This is a genomic window from Microbacterium bovistercoris (genome assembly GCF_003387575.1).
GTDB lineage: Bacteria > Actinomycetota > Actinomycetes > Actinomycetales > Microbacteriaceae > Microbacterium > Microbacterium bovistercoris.
Genome location: NZ_QUAB01000013.1, coordinates 1 through 19,761 on the forward strand (window position 1 = coordinate 1; position 19,761 = coordinate 19,761).

19 protein-coding genes and 2 pseudogenes are annotated in these 19,761 nt (G+C 70.3%); 6 read left to right on the top strand and 15 right to left on the bottom strand.

Translation table 11 applies throughout. The features are described from left to right. Nucleotides 1-693: pseudogene (locus DY023_RS17855) on the bottom strand (hypothetical protein); the annotation flags it as partial. A 219-nt stretch (nucleotides 694-912) separates the two neighbouring features. Then, a complete protein-coding gene (groES, locus tag DY023_RS01675; protein ID WP_017203655.1) occupies nucleotides 913-1,209 on the bottom strand; it encodes a co-chaperone GroES in 297 nt (98 codons plus the stop codon). 166 nt (nucleotides 1,210-1,375) lie between these two features. Here groES and DY023_RS01680 point away from each other — a divergent pair, with 166 nt between their 5' ends. After that, on the top strand, nucleotides 1,376-2,596 hold the full coding sequence (locus tag DY023_RS01680; RefSeq protein WP_116240615.1) for a class I SAM-dependent methyltransferase: 1,221 nt from the start codon (nucleotides 1,376-1,378) through the stop codon (nucleotides 2,594-2,596). Here the strand turns inward: DY023_RS01680 and DY023_RS01685 are convergent, their stop codons facing one another. The 10 genes and pseudogenes from DY023_RS01685 to DY023_RS01730 form a co-directional block, all read right to left on the bottom strand. Further along, nucleotides 2,597-3,715 (bottom strand): hypothetical protein, encoded by a 1,119-nt coding sequence (locus DY023_RS01685; RefSeq protein ID WP_147303239.1) that lies wholly within the window; start codon nucleotides 3,713-3,715, stop codon nucleotides 2,597-2,599. Nucleotides 3,716-3,717: 2 nt separating this feature from the next. Next, nucleotides 3,718-4,161 (bottom strand): hypothetical protein, encoded by a 444-nt coding sequence (locus DY023_RS01690; RefSeq protein ID WP_116240617.1) that lies wholly within the window; start codon nucleotides 4,159-4,161, stop codon nucleotides 3,718-3,720. Beyond that, nucleotides 4,158-5,216 (bottom strand): tRNA (adenosine(37)-N6)-threonylcarbamoyltransferase complex transferase subunit TsaD, encoded by a 1,059-nt coding sequence (gene tsaD, locus DY023_RS01695; RefSeq protein WP_116240618.1) that lies wholly within the window; start codon nucleotides 5,214-5,216, stop codon nucleotides 4,158-4,160. Before tsaD ends, DY023_RS01690 begins: the two co-directional genes overlap by 4 nt. Next, nucleotides 5,209-5,700: a ribosomal protein S18-alanine N-acetyltransferase gene (rimI, locus tag DY023_RS01700; protein ID WP_245958538.1), complete on the bottom strand. Its 492-nt coding sequence runs from the start codon at nucleotides 5,698-5,700 to the stop codon at nucleotides 5,209-5,211. Before rimI ends, tsaD begins: the two co-directional genes overlap by 8 nt. Continuing rightward, nucleotides 5,697-6,275 carry a tRNA (adenosine(37)-N6)-threonylcarbamoyltransferase complex dimerization subunit type 1 TsaB gene (gene tsaB / locus DY023_RS01705; protein WP_116240619.1) on the bottom strand — a complete coding sequence of 193 codons (579 nt, stop codon included), beginning with the start codon at nucleotides 6,273-6,275 and terminating at the stop codon, nucleotides 5,697-5,699. Before tsaB ends, rimI begins: the two co-directional genes overlap by 4 nt. Before the next feature lie 297 nt (nucleotides 6,276-6,572). Then, complete coding sequence (tsaE, locus tag DY023_RS01710) at nucleotides 6,573-7,055, bottom strand: tRNA (adenosine(37)-N6)-threonylcarbamoyltransferase complex ATPase subunit type 1 TsaE (protein WP_116240696.1); 483 nt, start codon at nucleotides 7,053-7,055, stop codon at nucleotides 6,573-6,575. Between the two features lie 11 nt (nucleotides 7,056-7,066). Next, nucleotides 7,067-8,167, bottom strand: coding sequence for an alanine racemase (gene alr / locus DY023_RS01715; RefSeq protein ID WP_116240620.1), 1,101 nt, complete (start codon nucleotides 8,165-8,167; stop codon nucleotides 7,067-7,069). A gap of 182 nt (nucleotides 8,168-8,349) precedes the next feature. Then, a pseudogene (locus tag DY023_RS01720) lies at nucleotides 8,350-8,697 on the bottom strand (holo-ACP synthase); the annotation flags it as partial. Between the two features lie 548 nt (nucleotides 8,698-9,245). Continuing rightward, nucleotides 9,246-9,737: an SRPBCC family protein gene (locus tag DY023_RS01725; RefSeq protein ID WP_116240622.1), complete on the bottom strand. Its 492-nt coding sequence runs from the start codon at nucleotides 9,735-9,737 to the stop codon at nucleotides 9,246-9,248. Further along, entirely contained in the window at nucleotides 9,734-10,087 is a 354-nt protein-coding gene (locus DY023_RS01730; protein ID WP_116240623.1) for an ArsR/SmtB family transcription factor, read from the bottom strand. The genes DY023_RS01725 and DY023_RS01730 overlap by 4 nt, the downstream gene beginning before the upstream one ends. Before the next feature lie 243 nt (nucleotides 10,088-10,330). On the opposite strand from DY023_RS01730, the gene DY023_RS01735 reads away from it, so the two are divergent. Further along, nucleotides 10,331-11,161: a type IV toxin-antitoxin system AbiEi family antitoxin domain-containing protein gene (locus DY023_RS01735; RefSeq protein WP_116240624.1), complete on the top strand. Its 831-nt coding sequence runs from the start codon at nucleotides 10,331-10,333 to the stop codon at nucleotides 11,159-11,161. A 300-nt stretch (nucleotides 11,162-11,461) separates the two neighbouring features. Here the strand turns inward: DY023_RS01735 and glmS are convergent, their stop codons facing one another. The 3 genes from glmS to DY023_RS17860 all read right to left on the bottom strand — a co-directional run bounded on the left by glmS (nucleotide 11,462) and on the right by DY023_RS17860 (nucleotide 15,241). Beyond that, the gene (glmS, locus tag DY023_RS01740) at nucleotides 11,462-13,306 is read right to left on the bottom strand and encodes a glutamine--fructose-6-phosphate transaminase (isomerizing) (protein ID WP_116240625.1); all 1,845 of its coding nucleotides are present in this window, start codon (nucleotides 13,304-13,306) and stop codon (nucleotides 11,462-11,464) included. Between the two features lie 350 nt (nucleotides 13,307-13,656). Beyond that, entirely contained in the window at nucleotides 13,657-14,595 is a 939-nt protein-coding gene (coaA, locus tag DY023_RS01745; RefSeq protein WP_116240626.1) for a type I pantothenate kinase, read from the bottom strand. Between the two features lie 259 nt (nucleotides 14,596-14,854). Further along, nucleotides 14,855-15,241 carry a hypothetical protein gene (locus DY023_RS17860; RefSeq protein WP_181905678.1) on the bottom strand — a complete coding sequence of 129 codons (387 nt, stop codon included), beginning with the start codon at nucleotides 15,239-15,241 and terminating at the stop codon, nucleotides 14,855-14,857. Between the two features lie 54 nt (nucleotides 15,242-15,295). Between DY023_RS17860 and DY023_RS01755 the strand changes: the two genes are divergently transcribed. The 4 genes from DY023_RS01755 (at nucleotide 15,296) to DY023_RS01770 (ending at nucleotide 19,701) form a co-directional block, all read left to right on the top strand. After that, nucleotides 15,296-16,114, top strand: coding sequence for an arsenate reductase/protein-tyrosine-phosphatase family protein (locus DY023_RS01755; protein WP_281271898.1), 819 nt, complete (start codon nucleotides 15,296-15,298; stop codon nucleotides 16,112-16,114). Further along, nucleotides 16,111-16,821, top strand: a complete 711-nt coding sequence (lepB, locus tag DY023_RS01760; RefSeq protein WP_116240627.1) for a signal peptidase I — start codon at nucleotides 16,111-16,113, stop codon at nucleotides 16,819-16,821. Before DY023_RS01755 ends, lepB begins: the two co-directional genes overlap by 4 nt. Before the next feature lie 309 nt (nucleotides 16,822-17,130). Next, nucleotides 17,131-18,552, top strand: coding sequence for a sugar transferase (locus tag DY023_RS01765; RefSeq protein WP_116240628.1), 1,422 nt, complete (start codon nucleotides 17,131-17,133; stop codon nucleotides 18,550-18,552). A 63-nt stretch (nucleotides 18,553-18,615) separates the two neighbouring features. Continuing rightward, on the top strand, nucleotides 18,616-19,701 hold the full coding sequence (locus DY023_RS01770) for a glycosyltransferase (protein WP_116240698.1): 1,086 nt from the start codon (nucleotides 18,616-18,618) through the stop codon (nucleotides 19,699-19,701). Nucleotides 19,702-19,761: the final 60 nt, after the last annotated feature.

Sequence of the window (19,761 nt, forward strand, 5' to 3'; positions counted from 1 at the left end):
GCCGGCGCCGGTCGCCCCGCCTGCGCCGCCGGTGCCCGCGCCGCCTGCGCCACCGTCGCCCAGGACGCCCAGTCCGCCCGATCCGCCGGTTCCGTCGCCGCCGTCGCCGCCGTCGCCGGTGTCGCCACCGCCCGCGCCGGAGAAGGCCGGTCCGCCCCAGCCGCCGTCCGCGTCGCCGCCGACCGCGATCGCCGCGCCGCCGCTGCCCGACGACGTGGTGATGTTCTGGTTGACCGACTGGTCGCTGACCGTGGAGCGCGCGTCGATGTCGATGTCGACATCACCGCCGTGGCCCATCGCCGCCATGCCGCCGGCCCCGCCGAAGTCGAGGTTCAGGTCGTTGAATCCGGAGCTGTACTGCCGGATGCCCGCGTTGACCGAGTGGTCGTTCAGCGTCTGGTTTCCGGAGTCGTGCACGGAGTTGTCGTTGTACGAGTCGTTCGTCGAGTTGTCGGAGTTGTCCGAGTTGTCGGAGTTGTCCGAGTTGTCGGAGTTGTCCGAGTTGTCGGAGTTGTCGTTGAACGAGTCGTCGACATCGGTGTCGTTGTTGGACAGCAGGTCGTTGTTGGAGTCGTTCGTCGAGTTGTCGGAGTTGTCGGAATTGTCCGAGTTGTCCGAGTTGTCGTTGCCGACGTTTTCGAGACCCACGTTCCACTGAGCCCCGAGAACGTTCAGGTTGTCATCCAGTGCCATGATCGATTCCCCTTATCGGTGACAGCGCCTTGGAGCGCTTGATAAGAGTGTCGGCGCACGCGACGCGTCCGGCATCGGGGGTGACCCCGCGGACCCGTAGGGGCGGCATCGGGGATCGGCGGGGGCTGCAGGGGACGGATGGGGGTACGACGAAGGGCCCGGATGCCAGGCATCCGGGCCCTTCGGGACCTTTCGGTCGCTGAGCTTGTCGAAGCGTCGTCAGCGGACGACGACCGCGAGCACGTCGCGGGCCGACAGGACGAGGAACTCGTCCGCGCCGAACTTGACCTCGGTGCCGCCGTACTTGCTGTAGAGCACGCGGTCGCCGACGGCGACGTCGAGCGGAACACGGTTGCCATTGTCGTCGATGCGGCCGGGGCCCACGGCCACGACCTCGCCCTCCTGGGGCTTCTCCTTGGCGGTGTCGGGGATGACCAGGCCACTCGCGGTGGTCTGCTCGGCCTCGACCTGCTTGATGACGATGCGGTCCTCGAGCGGCTTGATGGAAACCGACACGGTCTACCTCTTTCTCGGCTGAACAATCAGAAGACTGGTTCGCACTCTCAGGGGGAGAGTGCTAACGCCAGTGTAGGCGGTCGGCTGGCACTCACGCAATGCGAGTGCCAATTCCGCGCCCAGATGCGGCGCATTGCGACATTCCCCGGGAACGTAGGCTGAGGGGGTGGAGATGACCGAGCTGACCGCGCTGCTCACCCGCGACGGACTCGCACTGCTCGACGAAGTCGGACCGATCACGTCGGCGGCGGAGGTCGCGAAGGCCGTGTCGCGGCTGCGCGCCGCCGGGCACTCCCCCGACCTCGTGTCGGCCGTCGTCGGCCAGGCGCACCTGCGCGCGAAGGCGCAGGCGAAGTTCGGCGAGTTCGCCGACCGGATGCTGTTCACCCGGGCCGGACTCGAGCAGGCGACGCGACTGAACGTCGCGACGCTGCACGCCGTGCGGATGCGGCAGGCCGGCATCACGCACGTCACGGATCTCGGATGCGGGATCGGCGGCGACTCCCTGGCGTTCGCCGGCGCAGGCCTCGCCGTGCACGCCGTCGACGCCGATGAGGTGACCGCCGCGATCGCCGCCTACAACCTCGCACCGTTCAGAGACGAGGCTACGGTGTCGCACGGCACGGCGGAGGAGCACGCCCCGGATCCTGAACGACGAGACGAAGGGGGCGAGGAGGCCGGCACCCACGCCGTCTGGCTCGACCCCGCACGCCGCACCGCCGGGCACTCCGAGACGCAGCGCGTCGCGGCATCCGACTGGTCTCCCGCGCTGGACTGGTGCTTCGACCTGGCCGCGCGGGTGCCCACCGGGATCAAGCTCGGGCCGGGCCTCGACCGCGAGCTGATCCCCGACGAGGTCGAGGCGCAGTGGGTCAGCGCCGACGGCAGCGTCGTCGAGCTGGTGCTCTGGAGCGGAGCGCTCGCGCGGGACGGCATCCGTCGTGCCGCGCTCGTCGTGCGCGGCGACGCGATGCACGAGCTGACCGCCACCGCCGATGCTGACGACGCGCCGGTGCGCGAGCTCGGCGCGTTCCTGCACGAGCCCGACGGGGCGGTCATCCGCGCCCGCCTCATCGGCGACGCCGCGCGGATGCTGGATGCCGGCATGCTCGACGAGCAGATCGCGTATCTCACCGGCGATGCGGCTCTCACCAGCCCGTTCGTGCAGTCGTTCCGGGTGCGCGAGACCATGGCGGCGCACCCGAAGACGATCAACGCAGCACTGCGTGCGAACGACATCGGCCGGCTCGAGATCAAGAAGCGCGGCATGGACATCGATCCGGCCGCATTCCGGAAGAAGCTTGCGCTGAAGGGCTCGCAGGAGGCGACGCTGATCCTCACCCGCACGCCGGCCGGGCGGATCGCGATCCTCGCCGACCGGGTGTGATCAGTCTGCAGTCTTGCCTGTGGTGTCGTCGATGGCGGGCTCTTCGGGGCCGGGCTGCGCCGGATCCGCGCTGCGGATCACCGTCACGACCAGGCCGTGCTCCGTCGCGCGCACGTCGTAGGCGACGCCCGGCTGCTCGAAGCGCATCTTCGTGCCCGGAGTGAGATCCAGGTCGCACATCTCGGTGATCACGGTCGTGGTGTCCGCGAGGTACAGGCACGCCTTCTCGCTCTGGGTGAGCCAGATCGGGGTGTCGCCGTCATAGCCGACGACCTGCAGGCTGGCGCCGTCGACGCCCTTCTGCTCGACGATGACCTTGGCGATGTCGAGCTCCGTGCCCTGGAACATCGCGGTCCAGTCATCCGGCCCGGTGTTCTCCCACTTGTCGATGATGGCGACCGGCCGGTCGTGCGAGTCCCGGACGACGTAGGCCTGCACGATCGACCCCTCCGCCTCTTCGACGGGCACCTGCACGCTGAGCTGACCCCAGTACCCTGCCTCGTCCTCCTTCGACGGATCCGGGGGCGGGGCGCAGCTGACCGCATTCGAGGCCGGCGTCAGGACGAGGCACTCGAGCTTGAGACCCGACTTCGTCGCGTACCAGGCCGTGAAGCCGTACTTCTCGCCGAGCATGCGGATCGAGCCCGCGTCGTAGTCGCCGGATGCCTCCAGGGCGGTCCAGGCCTCCCGCTGCTCCGCATCCATCGGCGGGCCCGAGTCCCTGCCGAACAGCAGCCAGCCGGCGCCGAGACCGATCAGCAGAGCGGATGCCAGGGCCGCGGCCGCGAGGAGGAGGCCGCGTTTCTTCGTGGGCGCAGCAGGTCCTTCGTCTCGTCGCTGCGCTCCTCGCTCAGGATCCGGCACCTCAAGACCTTCTCCTCGCTCAGGAACCGTCACCTCAAGACCTTCTCCCCGCTCAGGATCCGGGGCCGGTCGAACCTCCTCGGCTCCTGAGCGAGCGGAGCGAGACGAAGGACGCCCCTCCGGCGACGGCTCAGCGGCCGGCATCCGCACCGCCGCCTGCAGCCCCGCGAGCTCGTCCGCCTCGGACGCGCTCAGCCCGCCGCCCGGGCCGTAGGCCCGACGCTGCAGATCGCGGAGGCGGTCCCCATCGGGCACTTTCAGACCAGCCTCTCGAACTGCGTGACCGCCCAGATCAGCCAGCCGGCGCTGAAGACCGTGGCCGCGATCCCCAGCACGAGTGCCCAGATCGCGACGGCGCGGTTCTCGACAGGACGGCGGATCGACATGATCGCGGCGATCACGGCGATGATCGCCACGGGGATCCCCCAGCCGACGAACATCGACGTGCACAGCGCGACGATCGCCGCGAACAGCGCCCAGGGCGCGAGCCTGGTCTTGTCCTCGGCGTAGGGCTCCCCCGCGGAGGGCTCCCACTCCGTCGAGATGCCGCCGGTGTCGGCATCCGGGCCCGTCATCACGGGCTCGACGCTCACCGGTCCGGTGGGCAGCTTGCTGTAGGTCTTCCGCGCGCCGGGCAGAGCCGCCGAGCCCTCCGGGCGTTCGACCTCGGGGCTGGGCTCCTCGACGTGCGGATCGCTCATGCCGGGCTCACCTGGATCTCCGTCACGGGCAGCGTGGAGTCGGCGCCGAACGCGAAGGTCGAGGGGCCTCGCCCGGAGGCGATCAGCTCTGCGGCGAGCGCGGCGATCATCGCACCGTTGTCGGTGCACAGGCTCAGCGGAGGGATGCGCACCGTCACGCCCGAGGCCTCGGCACGCTCGAGCGTGACATCGCGCAGCCTCCGGTTGGCGATCACGCCGCCGCCGAGCAGCAGCCGCGGCACGCCGAGGTCCTCACAGGCGGCCAGTGCCTTGGTGACCAGGACGTCGACGACGGCCTCGCGGAAGCTCGCCGCGACATCCGCCACCGGGATCTCCTGGCCGTCGGCCTGCGCGCGCTCGATCCAACGCGCGACGGCCGTCTTCAGTCCCGAGAACGAGAAGTCGTAGCGGTGCTTCGCCATGTCGGATGCCCGCGAAAGGCCGCGCGGGAACCGGATGGCCGTCGGGTCTCCGTCCGCAGCGGCCTTGTCGATCTGCGGCCCGCCGGGATAGGGCAGCCCGAGCAGCCTGGCGACCTTGTCGAAGGCCTCACCCGCTGCGTCGTCGACCGTCTCGCCGAGCAGCTCGACGTCGGTGGTCAGGTCGCGCACGTGCAGCAGCGAGGTGTGCCCTCCGCTGACGAGCAGGGCGATGGTCGGGTACTCCAGGGGCTCGGAGTCGGGGGTGAGGATGTCGGCCGCGATGTGTCCGACGAGATGGTTCACCGCGTACAGCGGTTTGTTCAGCGAGACCGCCAGGCCCTTCGCCGCACCGACGCCCACCATGAGCGCGCCGGCGAGACCGGGACCGCTGGTCACGGCGACGGCGTCGAGGTCTTCGAGAGTGACCTGCGCTTCGGCGAGGGCAGCCTCGATCGACGGCTGCAGCGCCTCCAGATGCGCGCGGGCGGCGACCTCGGGGACGACGCCGCCGTAGCGGGCATGCTCGTCCATGCTCGAGGCGATCGTGTTCGACAGCAGCGTGCGGCCGCGGACGATGCCGATGCCCGTCTCGTCGCAGCTCGTCTCGATGCCGAGCACCAGGGGTTCAGGCATCCGCGATCCCTTCGGTCTGGGTCCCTGAGCTTGCCGAAGGGCGGCCCGCGAGCCCGGTCTTCATGATGATCGCGTCGATCCCGCCCTTGTAGTACCGCGGGCGGCGGCCGATCTCGATGAACCCCTCGGAGAGGTACAGCCTCTGCGCCGCCTCGTTGTCGTCGCGCACCTCGAGGAACGTCTCGCGGGCACCGCGCTCACGGGCCTGGTCGAGCAGCAGGCGCAGCATCCGCCGTCCCCTGCCCTGCCCGCGGAACGCGGGATCGAGGGCGATGGTCTGGATGTCCGAGTCAGGCGCGCCGACCAGCGCTCGGACACCGCCGTAGCCGACGATGCGGCCGTCCTCCTCATCGACGAAGTAGCGGCCGTGCTCGCTGCCCAGCTCGGAAGCCATGCTCTCCGCGCTCCACGCGTCGTCGGGGAACGAGGCGTTCTCGAGCGCCATGATCCCGTCGAGGTCGAGGAGCGTCGCCGCGCGGATCACAGCCGCACCTGCTTGGGAGCGCTGACGTCGGGATGCCGCAGATACAGCGGTTCGTCGCCGGCGAGCGTGCGCCCCGCGGCGAGCGCGGCCGCGCCGACCCGTGCGAGCGCGGCGGCGTCGATCGTGGTCACCGTGACGACGGGGACGTCGAGCACGGCGTCCTGCGGCTCGAGGCGGGTCGGCTCCACCAGGAGCGGGATGCCGTCGGCATCCGTGCCCTCGAAGATGCTGACCGCGATCTCGCGGCGGCGCGCGTCGGTGACGATCGCGAAGCGGTCGTCACGCCCCTGTGCGAGCGCGGCGGCGTAGTGGCTCGGCACCGGGATCACCGGGATGCCGCGACCGAGAGCGAACGTGCGTGCGGCGGCGATGCCGATGCGCAGCCCGGTGAACGGACCGGGGCCCATCCCCGCGACGACGTGCGTGATGCCGGGACGGACCACTCCCAGCAGCAGATCGCCGATGACCTCGGCATGTCCGAGGGGGTTGGCGCTGCCGGCGTCGGCGACGGTCGCGCCGTCTTCTGCGACGACGGCGACGGCCGAGCCCAGCGAGGTGTCGACGGCGAGGATCACGCTCTCCAGCGTAGTCGGGGCGGGGTGCGAGAGGCCTGTTCGCGCCGCGCCGATTCGACCGTTCCGCCCGGGGACAGACCCGCCCGTATGCGGCAGCCCCTCCTACAGCTCCGGTCTCACTCGTTGCGGGCGCGGCCGCGCCGTGCGCAGCATCCTTCTTCTGCTCCGGTCCCAACGGATGCGGGTGCGGCCGCCCCAACACCCGCAACGAGTGAGACCGGAGTATCGGGGGGGGGCGGTCCTCCGCGCGCTCGGAGCAGCGGAGCAGCGGAGCAGCCGAGCCGCGGACGCCCTGGCTCAGGCCTCGACGCGGGCGATCGTGACGACGCGCGGGGCGTCGGCGTCGAGATCCTCGTCGGCGAGACCGTCGTCGCCGCCGACCGGACGCTCGAGCTCGATGTCCCACCAGGCATCCGTGACGGCCGCGGCCATCGGCCGCCCCCACTCGATCACGACGACCGAATTCACGAAGTCGATGTCGAGATCGTCCAGTTCGTCAGCGGAGCCCAGCCGATAGGCGTCGACGTGCACCAGCGGCGCACCGCCGACCAGCGACGGGTGCGTGCGGGCGATCACGAAGGTCGGGCTCTGCACGGGTCCCCGCACGCCGAGCCCTTCGGCGAGGCCTCTCGTGAAGGTCGTCTTGCCGGCTCCGAGCGGGCCGGTGAGCACGAGCACGTCGCCCGCTCGGAGGCGCGTTCCGATGCGGTGCCCGAGCGCCTCCATCTCGTCCGAGGTCGCGATCTCGCGCCGCCCCGCGAATTCCTCGAGGTCGCTCATCTCGTGCGCGCTCATCGCACATCCCGGCGCGGAACACGGTGCCCGATGCGGGTCACGATCTCGTAGTTGATCGTGTCTGCGGCATCCGCCCAGTCCGTGGCCGACGGCTGCCCCAGAGTCGGGTCGCCGAAGACGATCACCTCGTCGCCCGGCGCGATCTGCGCATCGCCGACGTCGACGACGAACTGGTCCATCGCGATGCGCCCGGCGACGCGGAACCGCTGCCTGCCGATCTGCACGGGGCCGCGATCGGATGCCTGCCGCGGGATGCCGTCGGCGTAGCCGAGCGGCACCAGCGCGAGCGTCGTCTCGCGCTCGGTGCGGTAGGCGTAGTCGTACGAGACGCCGGTGCCGGCGGGCACCCGCCGCACGGCGTCGACCGCGGCACGCAGCGTCATGGCGGGCCGCAGGCCGAGATCCGCCGAGCTGCGGTCGGCGAACGGCGACAGCCCGTACAGCCCGATGCCTATCCGCACCGCGTCGAGGCGCGCGTCCGGCCGGTCGATCGCCGCGGCCGTGGCCGCGAGATGCCGGATCTCGGGACGGATGCCGAGGGCCGCCGCCTGCTCGATCGCCGTGTCGAACACGGCCAGGGCGGCCGCGTCGTCCTCGGCAGAGGCGTTGGACAGATGGCTGAAGATGCCGACGATGCGGATGTGCCCGATCCGCTCCAGCCGTGCCGCCTCGGCGAAGGCCCGCTCGCGCTCCGCCGGCGCGAGGCCGTTGCGACTCAGTCCTGTGTCGAGCTTGAGGTGCACGGCGGTCGTGCCCGGTGCGGATGCCGCGGACTGCAGCTGCTGCATCGAGGAGATGCCGATCTCGACACCGGCATCCGCGGCGTCGTCGAACCGCCGGTCGGCCGGGTGCAGCCACGCCATCAGCGGAGCGTTGATACCGGCGCGGCGCAGCTCGAGCGCCTCCTCGATCGTCGCGGTGCCGAGGCGCGACGCCCCGCCCTCGAGCGCCGCGGTCGCGACACCCACCGCACCGTGACCGTAGCCGTTCGCCTTCACGACTCCGATGACATCGGTGCCGGTGAGGCGCCGCAGGTGCCGCACGTTGTCGGAGATCGCGTCGAGGTCGATCGTGGCCTCGCGGAACGGCACGCTCATTCGGGGTCCTCTTCTGCTCTGCGCCAGGGCTCGCCGTCGACGCCCGTGCGGGGTGACGACGCTGCGGCGGGGTCTCGGCGAGACGACGGGGTTTCGGCGGCGTCCGGTTCGATGTGGTCGCGTGCGGGGACCGCGGAGGCGGCATTCCCGGCATCCTGGCCTGCGGAGCCCGCGGCATCCGGGCCCTCGGCGATGACCTGCGCGATCGCGAGGCCGGCGTCGTGACTCAGGCTGAGGTGCAGGGTGCGGATTCCGCGCTCTGAGACGACGTCCGACGTCGACCCGGTGAGCACGAAGTAGGGCTTGCCGGAGGGCTCGGAGGCGATCTCGATCTCGGTCCAGTGCACGCCGTCCGAGCCGCCGAGCGCCTTGATCAGGGCCTCTTTCGCCGCATAGCGCGCCGCCAGCGAGCGCAGGTGCAGCTGCTGCTCGGCGGCGGTGAACAGACGCTCGAGCAGCCGAGGCGTCCGGGCGACGGAGCGCTCGAACCGCGGGATGTCGACGAGGTCGATTCCGGTCCCGATGATCACCGGATCAGCCTACCGGGGCGGGTCGTCTCTCCGCGGTGCAGGATCCTCTGCGGATGGCGGAGGATTCCGCGGATGGCGGCAGATCCCACGGCGATTCGACCGCCGGATGCAGAACCATCCGCCACCTGCAAGGTCCACCGGAACCAGAGCGCCCCAAGGCATCCCCGCTCGCCGGCATCCGCCCTTGCAGACGGCGGACCGATCCTCAGATGGCGGAAGAATCCGCGGCGAATCGACCGCCGGATGCAGATCCTGCCGCCACCTGCAAGGTCCACCGGAACCAGAGCGCCCCAAGGCATCCCGCTCGCCGGCATCCGCCCTTGCAGACGGCGGACCGATCCGCAGATGGCGGAAGAATCCGCGGCGAACCGACCGCCGAACGCAGAACCATCCGCCACCTGCAAGGTCCACCGGAACCAGAGCGCCCCGGGGCATCCCGCTCGCCGACATCCGCCCTTGCAGACGGCGGACCGATCCTCAGATGGCGGAAGAATCCGCGGCGAATCGACCGCCGAACGCAGAACCATCCGCCACCTGCAAGGTCGGGATCAGAGCGCCCCGAACCGCTCCTCGTATTCCGGTGAGAGCTCGGCGAAGCGGGCATCCCAGTCCTGCGCGAACGGCTGCCCGGCGAGGTGCGCCTGCAGCCGCTCGAGGTAGGTCTGCCATCCTGCGCCGTAGAAGATCGAACGGATGCCGGTGTGCACGAGGCGCATCCGGGTGCCACCCTCCACTTCCTCGAGCGTGACGACGAGTTCGGTGGGCTCCTCCTCGATCGCATGCCACGTCGTGGTGAACGAGCGCGGCGCCTCGCAGGCGGTGATGGTGCCTGCGGCCCACGGCGGCGCGTCGCCTTCGGCGACGACCGACCAGGTGCCGCTCAGGCGCAGGTCTCCGGTCAGGTCGACCATCCAGCGTGCGATCCGGTCGCGGTCGGTGATCGCCTGCCAGAGATCCCGGATGCCGGTGGCGTAGACGTCCTCGTAGACGAGCCGGTACCCGGACGGATGCTTCTCGATGACGGGACTGGTGATGCTCATGAGATCTTCCTCTCCCTGTTCTCGTTCTCGGATGCGCGGCGGCCCCGCGCGACCTCGGTGTGCAGGGCGTCCAGGCGCTGCGCGAGCGGATCGGTCAGCTGCGCCAGCGCTCGGGATGCAGCATCCACCCCCGCGCGATCCAGCGCGTAGATCCGGCGCGTGCCCTCGGCGCGCACCGTCGCGAAGCCGTTCTCGCGGAGCACCCGCAGGTGCTGCGAGACCGCCGGCTGCGAGATGCCGAACTCGCTGCGCGCGATGTCGGTCAGCACGCCGGCCGGCTGCTCACCCAGGGCGAGCACCGCGAGCAGGCGCCGCCTGACGGCATCCGCGAGCACCTCGAACTCATGCACGACATCACTATATAAGTGCATACTTATGTAAACAAGACCTTCTTTCTGCACCTGGCCGTCTGCACCTGGCGGACCGATCTGCAGGTGGCCGACGATTCCGCGGCGTGTCCCCCGCCGAACGCAGATCCGTCCGCCATCCGCAGGGATGCCACTCGCCCTCCACAAGGCGACTTCTCGAAGACCTGTCCACATCGTCGCCTTTCGACGCCGACGGTCGTCCTGAGGTCGACCAGGATCATCAGCATGATCTCGGCCCGACAGCTCGTCGACCACTTCGGTGGTGTCGCCCGTAGCAAGCAGCTGGCCCCCTTCGGCTTCTCCAGATACCGATTGGGTGTCGCTGAGCGCAACGGCGAGATCGAGCGCATCCGCCCCGGAGTGTTCGCAACGTCCTCCGCGCCCTCATCGGTGAGAGCCGCCGCGGCACACGGGGGTGCGCTCACGTGCTCTGGGGCCCTCCGGCACCACGGAGTGTGGGTGCTGCACGACGAGCCGAAGCCCCATGTGTGGATGGGGCGCGCCGGCCGCAAGCACACGCACGACAAGTGCGAGTGCACTCTGCACTACCGTCCGGGACGGATGCTGCTCGGCGTCGCCGACGTCGAACAGGCGCTCGTGCACGCCTACGACTGCCACGGCGACGAGTTCTTCTTCGCCGCCTTCGAGTCAGCCTGGCACAACAGGCTCATCGGAGCCGGCGAGCGGGCCCGCATCCGCGCCGCCCTTCCGGCATCCGCACGGTGGCTGGTGGATTTCGCACGGCGCGATGCAGACAGCGGCCTGGAGTCGCTCGTGAGGCTTCGCCTGCACCAGCTCGGAATCAGCGTGGAGACACAAGTCGAGATCCCGGGTGTCGGCAAGGTCGATTTCGTGATCGACGGACGGCTGATCATCGAGGCCGACGGCGAAGAGAACCACGAGGGCGCGACCAACCGTCAGAAGGATCTGCGGCGGGATGCCGCGGCATCCGCTCTCGGGTACGAGACGCTGCGCTTCGACTACTGGCAGATCATCGAGCAGTGGGATCGCGTCCTTCCCGCGATCCTGGCCGCGCTTGCTCGGGCGCGCGCGTGATCCGACCTCGCTCCCCGCGCGGCCTTGCACCTGGCGGACCGATCCGCAGACGGCGGACCATCGCCCGGCGAGTCCCCCGCCGAACGCAGATCCGTCCGCCACCTGCAAATCGGACGGATCACCCCGCATCCCGCATCCGGCATCCGGCACCCGGGCACCCGGCACCCGGCATCCGGCACCGAGCCCGGGACATCCCGCCCTTGCACCTGGCGGACCGATCCGCAGATGGCGGACCATCCCCCGGCGAGTCCGCCGCCGAACGCAGATCCATCCGCCACCTGCAAGAGGTGCCGCCCGCTTTCACTCCACGGTGACGGACTTCGCCAGGTTGCGGGGCTGGTCGACGTCGAGACCCTTCGCCGTCGCGAGCGCCATGGCGAAGATCTGCAGCGGCACCACCGCGAGGAGGGGCTCGAACAGGGCGCCTGCGAGCGGGATCCGGATGACCTCGTCCGCGAAGGGCAGCACTGCGGCATCCCCCTCTTCCGCGACGACGATCACACGGGCGCCGCGTGCGCGGATCTCCTGGATGTTCGAGACGACCTTGGAGTGGATCAGCGCGGAGTGCCGCGGCGAGGGCACGAGCACGAACACCGGCTGGCCCGCCTCGATCAGGGCGATCGGACCGTGCTTCAACTCACCGGCGGCGAAGCCCTCGGCGTGGATGTAGGAGATCTCCTTGAGCTTGAGCGCGCCCTCGAGCGCGATCGGGTAGCCCACGTGACGCCCCAGGAACAGCACGGAGCGCGTGTCGGCCATCCATCCGGCCAGCTGCGAGACGTGCTCCTGCTCGTTCTTCAGCACCCAGGAGACCTTGTCGGGCAGCGACTGGAGCTCGGCGACCTCGGCCGTGGCATCCACGTGCGTGCCGCGCACCCGGCCCATGTGCAGTCCGAGCAGCAGCAGCGCGGTGATCTGCGCCGAGAACGCCTTGGTCGACGCGACCGCGACCTCGGGGCCGGCGTGCGTGTAGACGACCGCGTCCGACTCGCGGGGAATGGTCGCCCCCTGCGTGTTGCAGACCGAGAGGGTGCGGGCGCCGCGCTCGCGCGCGTACTTGACCGCCATCAGCGTGTCCATGGTCTCGCCGGACTGGCTGATCGAGATGACCAGGGTATCGTCGCCGATCACGGGGTCGCGGTAGCGGAACTCGTGCGCGAGCTCGACGTCGACGGGCACGCGCGCCCACTGCTCGATGGCGTACTTGCCGACCAGCGCCGCGTAGGACGCAGTGCCGCACGCGGTGATGATCACGCGGTCGATGCCGAGGAACAGCGAGTCCAGCCCCTCGAGCTCGGGGATGATGACCTGCCCCTCCTGCACGCGTCCGCGGATGGTGTTCGCCACGGCCTCGGGCTGCTCGGCGACCTCCTTCGCCATGAACGAGGACCAGCCGCCCTTCTCGGCGGCGGCGGCGTCCCACGACACCTCGAACGGCTGCGCCTCGACGGCGTTGCCCTCGAAGTCGGTCACGGTCACTGCGGAGGGAGTGATCGCGACGATCTGGTCCTGCCCGATCGCCAGCGCATTGCGCGTGTGCTCCACGAACGCGGCGACGTCGGAGCCGAGGAAGTTCTCCCCCTCGCCCAGGCCGATCACCAGCGGCGAGTTGCGGCGGGCGCCGACCACGAGGCCGGGCTGGTCCTGGTGCATCGCGAGCAGCGTGAACGCGCCTTCCAGGCGGTTCACGACGGCCTGGAACGCGGTGGCCAGGTCGCCGGTGCGGCGGTACTCCTGGCCGAGCAGCGCGGCGGCGACCTCGGTGTCGGTCTCGCTGAGGAACGTCACGCCGGCATCGGCGAGCTCCGCGCGCAGGGCCGAGAAGTTCTCGATGATGCCGTTGTGGATGACCGCCAGCTTGCCGTCGTCGGCGAGGTGCGGGTGGGCGTTGACGTCGGTCGGGCCCCCGTGGGTCGCCCAGCGGGTGTGTCCGATTCCGGTCGAGCCGTCGGGCAGCGCAGCATCCGCCAGCGAGTCGCGCAGCACGGCGAGCTTGCCGGCCTTCTTGCGCATCCCCAGATCGCCGGCGTCATCGATGACGGCGATTCCGGCGGAGTCATAGCCGCGGTACTCGAGACGGGCGAGCCCGGCGAGCAGGATGTCCTGGCTGGGCCGCGGGCCCACGTATCCGACGATTCCACACATGAATTCAAGGGTAAGGGCGGGGATTTGCGAGGGTTCCGTACCAAATAGTGTGCAGGATGCCGCCGCAGATTCCCGGGCATCCTCTTGCAGGCGGCGGACGAAACGACGGATGGCGGATCATTCCCCGGCGAGTCCGCCGCCGAACGCAGATCCGTCCGCCACCTGCAAGAAAGGACAGGAAACCGGAGACGGTTACCGGGGACGGATGCCGTCCCCGCATCCGCTTGCAGGCGGCGGACGGAACGACGGATGGCGGATGAATCACCGGCGTGTCCGCCGCCGAACGCAGATCGGTCCGCCAGCTGCAAGAGCGGACAGCGCGCAAGAGCGGAACAGGATGCCGCGGGGCATCAGACCTTGCGCAGCTGCACCGACTCGACAGCGTGATCGGCGCCCTTGCGCAGCACGAGGGTCGCACGGTGCCGAGTGGGCAGCACGTTCTCGAGCAGGTTGGGCATGTTGATGTCGTTCCAGTAACCCATCGCCGTCGTGACCGCCTCGTCGTCGGTGAGGTGGGCGAACACGTTGAAGTACGACGACGGGTTGGTGAATGCGCCCTTGCGCAGCGCGAGGAAGCGGTCGACGTACCACTGCGCGATGTGCGCGGGATCGGCGTCGACGTAGATCGAGAAGTCGAAGAGGTCGCTGACGGCGACGTCGTTCGGGGCAGGCGGCGGCTGCAGCACGTTGAGCCCTTCGACGATCACGACGTCGGGACGGCGCACCACGACCGTGGCATCCGGGATGATGTCGTAGCGCATGTGCGAGTAGAACGGGGCGCGCACCTCGGCCGCACCGCTCTTCACCTCGGTCAGGAAGGACAGCAGCGCGCGCCGGTCGTAGGACTCCGGGAACCCCTTGCGGTCCATCAGACCGCGTCGCTCGAGCTCTGCGTTGGGGTAGAGGAATCCGTCGGTGGTGACGAGCTCCACGCGCGGGGTGCCGGGCCAGCGGCTCATCAGCTCGCGCAGCAGGCGGGCGATCGTCGACTTGCCGACCGCCACCGAGCCGGCGACGCCGACCACGAAGGGCGTGGTGGAGTCCGGTTCCTGCAGGAACGCGCTCGTCGCGGCGCCCAGTCCCTTCGATGAGGTCGCGTACAGGCTGAGCAGCCGGCTCAGCGGCAGGTACACCTCGCGGACCTCGGTGAGGTCGAGCCGGTCGCCGATGCCGCGCAGCTCGACGACCTCGGTCTCGGTGAGGGGCTGGTCGAGTCCGGCCGCGAGCCGCGCCCAGTCCGCGCGGTCGATCGCGCGGTACGGAGACAGCGGCAGAGTCGGGTCGGTCACGGGTTACATGGTATCCGCGACGCGGCGAGACCCTCGCGAAGCCTCTGTTCCGGCCCCACGTTCCTGCGGCCGGTCTCACGCAGAAGGCAGAGTCTCGGAACTCGCGAATGCGTGGCGCTGAGTACGGCAGCCGGATGCTGGATGCCGGATGCCGTCGACCCGGGCATCCGGCCCCGGGAGCCGGCCCGGCATCCGTTCCCGCCCTTGCAGACGGCGGACCGATCTGCACTCGGCGGCGAACTCGCCGGGGATTCATCCGTCATCCGTCGTTTTGTCCGCCGCCTGCAAATGGAAGCCAGGACCGGATGCGGGAATCGGCCGCTGCCCGGCATCGACCGTTCGCGATCGTCCGCGCGCGCTCTAGGCTGATGCCATGGGTGAGGAGCGGCGGCCGCAGTCGCGGCGCGAACTGCGTCGTATGCGCGAGCGTGCCGCCGCGGAACAGGCAGAGGCCGCAGCGAAAGCCGCCGCCGAACGCGCCGCGATCGAGGCCGAGGAACGCGCCGCCGCACAGGCAGCCGAGCGCGCCGCCGCCGAGGCCGCCGAACGCGCCGCCGCCCAGGCCGCGGAGCGCGCCGCAGCACACGCCGCGGAAGCTGACGCAGTCACCCGGGCCGCGGGTCAGCCAGCGGTTCAGGACATGCACGCCCCGCACGCCGCCGCCCCGCACGCCCTAGNGGGTCAGCCAGCGGTTCAGGACATGCACGCCCCGCACGCCGCCGCCCCGCACGCCCTAGGTGCCGCTGAGCAGGCCACGACCGCCCCCACCGGCGCGCCTGCGACTCAGCCCGCGCCCGCTCAGCCCGTGCCGGCGCCCGCCGCAGCCCCTCACCCCCCGCTGCTGCGCTCCCGTCGCTCCCGCACGCGCCCCGTCGTCGCGGCCGACACGATGCCGCCCGGCCCGCCGACCATCCTCACCGTCTGCACCGGCAACATCTGCCGTTCCCCTCTGGCCGAGGTGCTGCTGAGCACCCGGCTGTCCGACCTCGGAGTGCGCGTGCACAGCGCCGGCACGTACGCCCTCGTCGGCCACGGGATGCCCCTCGAGGCCCAGCAGGTGGCACTCGCGCGCAGCGCCCGCGCCGTCGACGTCGCGGCGCACCGCGCGCGGTACCTGCGCGAGCCGCTCATCCTCGAGTCCGACCTGGTGCTCACGATGACCCAGGAGCACCGCAGCTACACGGTGCAGCTGCTGCCCGGCCGCATGCACCGCATCTTCTCGGTGCGGGAGTTCGCCCGGATCGCCGGCTCTCTCTCGGACGAGCAGATCGCGTCGATCGCCGCCACCGCCGGCGAGGATCCCCGGGCACGGCTCGGCGCGGTGATCATGGCCGTCGCGCAGCACCGCGGGATGCCCGTCGATGAGGACGTGCTCGATCCGTTCCGCCAGGGGATGGCGGCGTACGAGGCATCCGCCGCACAACTCGACCCCGCGCTCGCCGAGGTCGAGCGGGTGATGCGCGCGGCACTCGTGCCGGCGCGGCACGAGTCGTCCGTGCGTCACGAGCCGATCGCATGACCGGCGAGGCCGAGGCATCCAGACGCGAGTCACGACTGCGCCGGGTCACCCGCAGCGCCTGGTTCCACCTGATCCTCGCGTTCACCGTGATGGGGCTGATCCTGTCGTTCGTCGCGAAGCCCTATGTGATCCCCTCGGGATCGATGGAGCAGACGCTGCAGATCGGCGATCGTGTGCTGGTGAACCGCCTCGCCTACGTCGCCGCGGAGCCGCAGGTCGGCGACATCGTCGTCTTCGATGCCGGCCCGGAATGGGATCTCTCCCCGCGTCCGGCGGAACCGCTGCCGAAGGCCGTGCTGCGCTGGATCGGCGAGGTCACCGGATTCGGTCCCTCAGGGCCGCACACGCTGGTCAAGCGGGTGATCGGCACGCCGGGACAGAAGGTCGAGTGCTGCTCGGCCGACGGCCGCATCCTGGTGGACGGCGAGCCCGTCGACGAGCCGTACGTGTACGAGGATCTGCCGTTCACGCCGGGCGAGAACGACTGCACCACCACGCCCAGATCCGCGCGATGCTTCGACGCGGTGGTGGTCCCCGAGGACAGTTACCTGATGCTCGGCGACCATCGGTCGAACTCCGCCGACTCCGCCGTGCGGTGCCGTACGCAGGATGCCGAGAGCGCGTGCTGGCGCTGGGCGAAGCGCGATCAGCTGGTGGGCCGCGCCGTGGTGATCCTCTGGCCGCCGGGGCGCTGGACGGCGTTCTGACGGAGGGGACCGCAGAGTCTCAGCCTGCGACCGGCTCATCTCATCGGGGTGATATTCGCCGGTGCGCGAATTCTCAACGCTGGTAGGATGCGAGGGTCACGAGCGCCGCGGATTGACACCGCGCGGGCACGCCATTGGGAGACGGCGTCCGCGTGAGATCCGCATGCGCTGTTGGGGAGAACCATTGGGAGGTTCGCACTAGTGGTCGACTACGGAGTGCGCGCAGGACGCAGGGGGACGCGTCCTGAGCAGCGACGGCACAGCAGAACACGACAGGTTGAGACCGCATCGACCACCGCCGCCTCGAGCGTGCGGTCCGCCCACGACTGGCGGCGCGCGTACGCGACCCGCCTGCGCATCACGGATGCGGTGATCGTCTTCGCCTCGGTGTTCGCGGCGACGCAGGTGCGATTCGGTGACTTCGGCGACAGTGCGATGCCGACCGAGCGCCTGGACGTCACCTACACGATGATCTCGATCGCGATCGCGCTCGCGTGGCTCGCAGCCCTGAGCATCTATGCGTCACGCGATCACAAGGTGATCGGAAACGGCTCGACCGAGTACAAGCGCGTCGCGGATTCCACGCTGCGCGTGTTCGGCGTGCTGGCGATCATCGCGTTCGCGTTCAAGCTCCCGATCTCGCGCGGCTATCTGCTCGTGGCGCTGCCGGTCGGCATGGTGCTGCTGATCGCCGGCCGGTGGGCCTGGCGCTCCTGGCTGCATCGACAGCGCGCGAAGGGAGCCTTCGTGCAGCGTGCGGTGCTGATGGGCGAGCGCTCCAACCTCGTGCACGTCGCCGCGCAGATCATGAACGAGCCCTCCGTGGGCATCCAGGTCGTCGGCGCGGTGACCGAGCGCGGCACCGACGCCGATCTGGTCCCCGGCATCCCGGTGATCGCGAACTACGACGACGTGATGACCGGGCTCGACGGCATCGAGGCTGACACCCTCGTCTTCAGCGGGTCGGACAAGATCAGCCCGCGCAAGATGCGCGAGCTCGGCTGGAACCTCGAGTCGCGACGCATCGACCTGATCGTCGCCCCGGCCCTGACCGATGTCGCGGGCCCGCGGATCCACTCCAGGCCGGTGGCGGGCCTCCCGCTCATCTACGTCGACTTCCCGGCGTTCGAGGGCAGCCGGTTCGTGAGCAAGCGCGCGGCAGACATCCTGCTCTCCTCGCTCGGCCTGGTGCTGCTCGCGCCGTTCTTCCTCGTCGTCTCGCTGCTCATCCGTCGCGACGGCGGGAAGGCGTTCTTCCGCCAGGAGCGCGTCGGCCTGCAGGGCAAGACCTTCAAGATGCTGAAGTTCCGCAGCATGGTCGTCGACGCAGAGGATCGCCTCGACGGTCTGCTGGACCGTTCCGAGGGCAACGGCGTGCTGTTCAAGATGAAGTCCGACCCGCGGATCACCTCGATCGGCCGCTGGCTGCGCCGGTACAGCATCGACGAACTGCCCCAGCTGATCAACGTGTTCCGCGGCGAGATGTCTCTGGTCGGCCCGCGTCCGCCGCTTCTCACCGAGGTGGAGCGCTACGACGACAGCGTGCGCCGGCGCTTCCTCGTCAAGCCCGGCATCACCGGCCTCTGGCAGGTGAGCGGCCGTTCCGACCTCTCCTGGGACGACAGCGTGCGACTGGACCTGTACTACGTCGAGAACTGGTCCTCGACCGGCGATCTGGTCATCCTGTGGCGTACGATACGGGCGGTGATCGCGCCCGAGGGCGCGTACTGAACCCCACCCCTCGAACCTGAAGTGCGCCGCCGATCGGTGCATCCCCGGAAGGAGATCGCGCCGATGACCGGAGTGATCGTGCACGAGTGGCTCGAGCGCTACGGCGGTGCGGAGAACGTCGTCGAGCGCCTGACCGCGCTGTACCCGGATGCGGCGGTGCACGCTCTCTGGAACGATGCGCCGGAGCGCTTCCCCGGCGTGGGCGAGACCTGGCTGGCGCGCACGCCGCTGCGCCGCCGCAAGGCTCTCGCCCTGCCCCTGGAGCCCGCCACCTGGCGGCACCTCGGCCGCAGCGAGGCGGAGTGGATCCTGTGCAGCTCGCACCTGTTCGCGCATCACGCCCGGTTCTCGGGTCCCGCACGTCAGGCGCCGAAGTTCGTCTACGTGCACACGCCCGCCCGCTACGTGTGGAGCCCTGAGCTGGACGAGCGGGGTCGTTCGCTGCCGGTGCGGCTCGCCTCTCCCCCGCTGCGCGCGATCGACCGGCGGCGCGCCGCTGAGGCGCACTCGGTCGTCGGCAACAGCGCGGCGGTGCGCGATCGCATCCGCCGGCACTGGGGTGTGGATGCCGGGGTGATCCACCCTCCGGTCGACGTGGACGCGTTCACCGGCGAGTACGAGCTGTCGGAGCAGGATGCCGCGGTGCTGGCGGCGCTGCCCTCGGAGTTCCTGCTCGGCGCGTCGCGCTTCGTCTCCTACAAGCGCCTCGACCTGGTGATCCGTGCGGGGCTCGCCGCCGGACTTCCCGTGGTGCTGGCCGGGGACGGCCCGGAGCGCGAGGCGCTCGGGCGCCTCGCCGCCGAGCTCGGCGTGGAGACGCACTTCGTGCCCCGCCCGTCGCATCCGCTGCTGGTCGCCCTGTTCCGGCGCAGCGCGGCGTTCGTCTTCCCCGCTGTGGAGGACTTCGGCATCATGCCGGTCGAGGCGATGGCCACAGGCACGCCGGTGATCGCTCGCGACGTCGGGGGCACGGCCGAGACGGTGCTCGACGGGGTGTCCGGAGCTCTGCTGTCCGAGTTCGACGCCGACGCCGTGCGCGAGGCGGTGCAGAGAGTGCGGGAGCTCGATCCGCGGGCGGTGGTCGCCCGCGCCAGGGAGTTCGACGCGACGGTGTTCGATCGCCGGATCAGGGAGTGGCTGCCCTCCTGAGCCGGCTCACGCCCGACCCTTCGACAAGCTCAGGGACCCAAGAAGCTGGGTCGCTGCCCT

What these genes read in the sequence shown, in the direction of transcription:
- DY023_RS01690 (WP_116240617.1), bottom strand. Translation starts at nt 4,161, where the DNA reads ATGAGCGATCCGCACGTCGAGGAGCCCAGCCCCGAGGTCGAACGCCCG.
- tsaD (WP_116240618.1), bottom strand. Translation starts at nt 5,216, where the DNA reads ATGCCTGAACCCCTGGTGCTCGGCATCGAGACGAGCTGCGACGAGACG.
- tsaE (WP_116240696.1), bottom strand. Translation starts at nt 7,055, where the DNA reads ATGAGCGACCTCGAGGAATTCGCGGGGCGGCGCGAGATCGCGACCTCG.
- alr (WP_116240620.1), bottom strand. Translation starts at nt 8,167, where the DNA reads ATGAGCGTGCCGTTCCGCGAGGCCACGATCGACCTCGACGCGATCTCC.
- DY023_RS01725 (WP_116240622.1), bottom strand. Translation starts at nt 9,737, where the DNA reads ATGAGCATCACCAGTCCCGTCATCGAGAAGCATCCGTCCGGGTACCGG.
- DY023_RS01735 (WP_116240624.1), top strand. Translation starts at nt 10,331, where the DNA reads ATGATCTCGGCCCGACAGCTCGTCGACCACTTCGGTGGTGTCGCCCGT.
- glmS (WP_116240625.1), bottom strand. Translation starts at nt 13,306, where the DNA reads ATGTGTGGAATCGTCGGATACGTGGGCCCGCGGCCCAGCCAGGACATC.
- DY023_RS01755 (WP_281271898.1), top strand. Translation starts at nt 15,296, where the DNA reads ATGCACGCCCCGCACGCCGCCGCCCCGCACGCCCTAGGTGCCGCTGAG.
- lepB (WP_116240627.1), top strand. Translation starts at nt 16,111, where the DNA reads ATGACCGGCGAGGCCGAGGCATCCAGACGCGAGTCACGACTGCGCCGG.
- DY023_RS01770 (WP_116240698.1), top strand. Translation starts at nt 18,616, where the DNA reads ATGACCGGAGTGATCGTGCACGAGTGGCTCGAGCGCTACGGCGGTGCG.